This is a genomic window from Aurantimonas sp. (assembly GCF_964217435.1).
Taxonomy (GTDB): domain Bacteria; phylum Pseudomonadota; class Alphaproteobacteria; order Rhizobiales; family Rhizobiaceae; genus Aurantimonas; species Aurantimonas coralicida.
This window is the reverse complement of sequence record NZ_CAXPJM010000009.1, coordinates 1-2,316: the sequence shown is the minus strand read 5'-3', so window position 1 is coordinate 2,316 and position 2,316 is coordinate 1. Positions and strand designations below refer to the sequence as shown.

Below are 2,316 nucleotides of genomic sequence, written 5' to 3'. Positions count from 1 at the left end.
GGAGGTTGGTCTGGAAGGCGATCTCGTCGATGACCGAGATGATCGAGTTGATCTTCTCGGAGGACTGCTCGATCTGGCCCATGGCCGCGACCGCCTTGCCGACGACCTCGCCGCCCTTCTGGGCCTTTTCACGGGCCCCCGAGGCCACCTGCTGCGCCTTGCCGGCACCTTCAGCGGTCTCGTTGACGGCCTGGGTGACTTCGCCAAGGGCTGCGACGGTCTCTTCGAGGCTCGCCGCCTGCTGCTCGGTGCGGTGGGCGAGATCGTTCGACGCGGTGTTGATCTCGCCGAGACCGGTGCGGATCGAGGCGATGGACGTCACGACGCCGGAGAAGGCGGTCTCGAGCTTGGCGATGGCATCGTTGAAGAGGCCGCGGACGCCCTCGTAATCCTTGGTGAATTCCTGGTCGAGACGCGCGGTCAGGTCGCCGCTGGCCAGTCGCTCGAAGCCTTCGGTCATCTCGGCCATGAAGAACGCATGCGCCTTGACGTAGCCCTCGCCCAGTTCGGCCTGGCGGATCCGCTCGGCCTCCTCGTCGGCGGCAGCGGTGGCGGCCTGCTGCTTCAGCTGATGCTGCTCGATGACCGCGTGACGCAGATGCTCCACCGAATTGGCCATCCGACCGATCTCGTCGGAGCGATCGAGCCCGACGACCTCGACGTCGGTCTTGCCGTCGGCCACTTCCGCGACGGTTTCGGTCAGCTTCTGCAGCGGCGCGAACATGCGCTTGGAGATCCACAGGACCGCCAGACCGATCAGCACGGCGCCGATGACGGAGATGACGCCAAGCCGGATTTCCAGCGCCTTGACGGCGGTGAAGAACTCCGCCTCGGGCACGCCGACATAAAGGACGCCGATGGTCTTGCCGGCAGCATTCTTGATCGGGTCATAGGCGGTGAAGAAGGAGGTGCCCAGAATGTCCGCCTGGCCGCGGAACGGCCGGCCCTCGATGAACAGCGCGTCATGCACCGGGCCACGGGCGAGAACCGTGCCAACGGCGCGGCCACCGTCCGGCTTCATGACGTTGGTGGAGACGCGGGTGTCGTTCATGAACACGGTGGCGGTGCCGCCGACCAGTGCCTTGACCTTGTCCACCGGCTCGAAGAAATCGTTCAGCGGCTGGTTGCCGGCGTAAAGCGTGTCACCCTCGAGACGGAACTCGCCGCCATAATTGCGCAGAACCTCCCATGCGACCCGCATGTTGCTTTCCTGACGCTCGACCGCGCGCTGACGTCCTTCTTCCTGCAGGAGAACGACACCGGCGATGCCGAACATGGCGGTCAGGATCGCCAGGCAGGCGACCACCATCAGAGAGACTTTTGCTGGAAGGGACATTCGCGACAACATCGGCATCGAACCTTAGCTGGGATGCGTCGCCACCGCCGGGCGAACGCCAGTATCCGCGCAATCGGCGGGGTTTCGTGACGGACAGAGGGCCTTGTCGCGGAACGGTTTCCGGAAGGGCCAATCGGGCCGTCAGAAATTTCTAGCCGCGGCTGCTGAAATTTCCGTTACCGCGAAGTCCCTCGCGCCGGATAGTCCACGCCAAAGCTTGCGCGACGCCGGATCAGCACTTCTGCATGGCAGGCTTATTACTTCTCACGCATGTACAGCGGTATTCCGGCCAGTATCGTCGTCCGCATGGGACGCGGCGCGATACCTGCCAATGCCGTCCAGACCGACGCAGAACGGCCCGGGGCGGCATCCCGCCCCGGGCCGTTCTGATCATGCTGCTTCGCCGATTGCCGTGAGGGCGCCGGCGGGGTCGGTCAGAATTCTTCCCAACCATCTTCCTGTGCCTGCGGCGCGCGGGCGGCACCGCCCGAACCGGTCGTGCGCATCTGCGTCACGCCGCGGGACGGGGCATGGCGCTGCGGCTGCGCCCGGCCTTCGCTGCGGCGGGCGCCGGCATTGCCGGCACTGGTGCTGAACTTGGCCATGGCATGGGCGAGTTCGTCGGTCTCGTTGGCCAGCGTCTGGCTGGCCGCAGTGGCTTCCTCGACCATGGCGGCGTTCTGCTGGGTCACCTTGTCCATCTGGTCGGCGGCACCCGAGACTTCGCGCAGGCTCGTCGCCTGTTCGCGGGCCGAGGAGGCAATGGTCGAGATGACTTCCGCCATGGCGCTGACTTCGGTGACGATCTCCTCCAGCGACTTGCCGGACGCCGTGACCAGCTCGACGCCGGTGCCGACCTGCTCGCGGGACGTGGCGATCAGGGTCTTGATCTCCTTGGCGGCTTCCGCCGAGCGCTGGGCGAGGCCGCGCACTTCCTGGGCGACGACCGCAAAGCCCTTGCCTGCCTCGCCGGCCCGTGC

2 protein-coding genes are annotated in these 2,316 nt (G+C 66.1%); both read right to left on the bottom strand.

Annotated features, from left to right (window positions below; all coding sequences use genetic code 11):
• Positions 1 to 1,309: cache domain-containing protein (locus tag ACEQX1_RS04865; protein ID WP_370196564.1), on the bottom strand; the 1,309-nt coding region annotated here is incomplete at its 3' end.
• Positions 1,310 to 1,770: 461 nt separating this feature from the next.
• A partial coding sequence (locus tag ACEQX1_RS04860) for a methyl-accepting chemotaxis protein (protein WP_370196563.1) occupies positions 1,771 to 2,316 on the bottom strand: 546 nt, incomplete at its 5' end.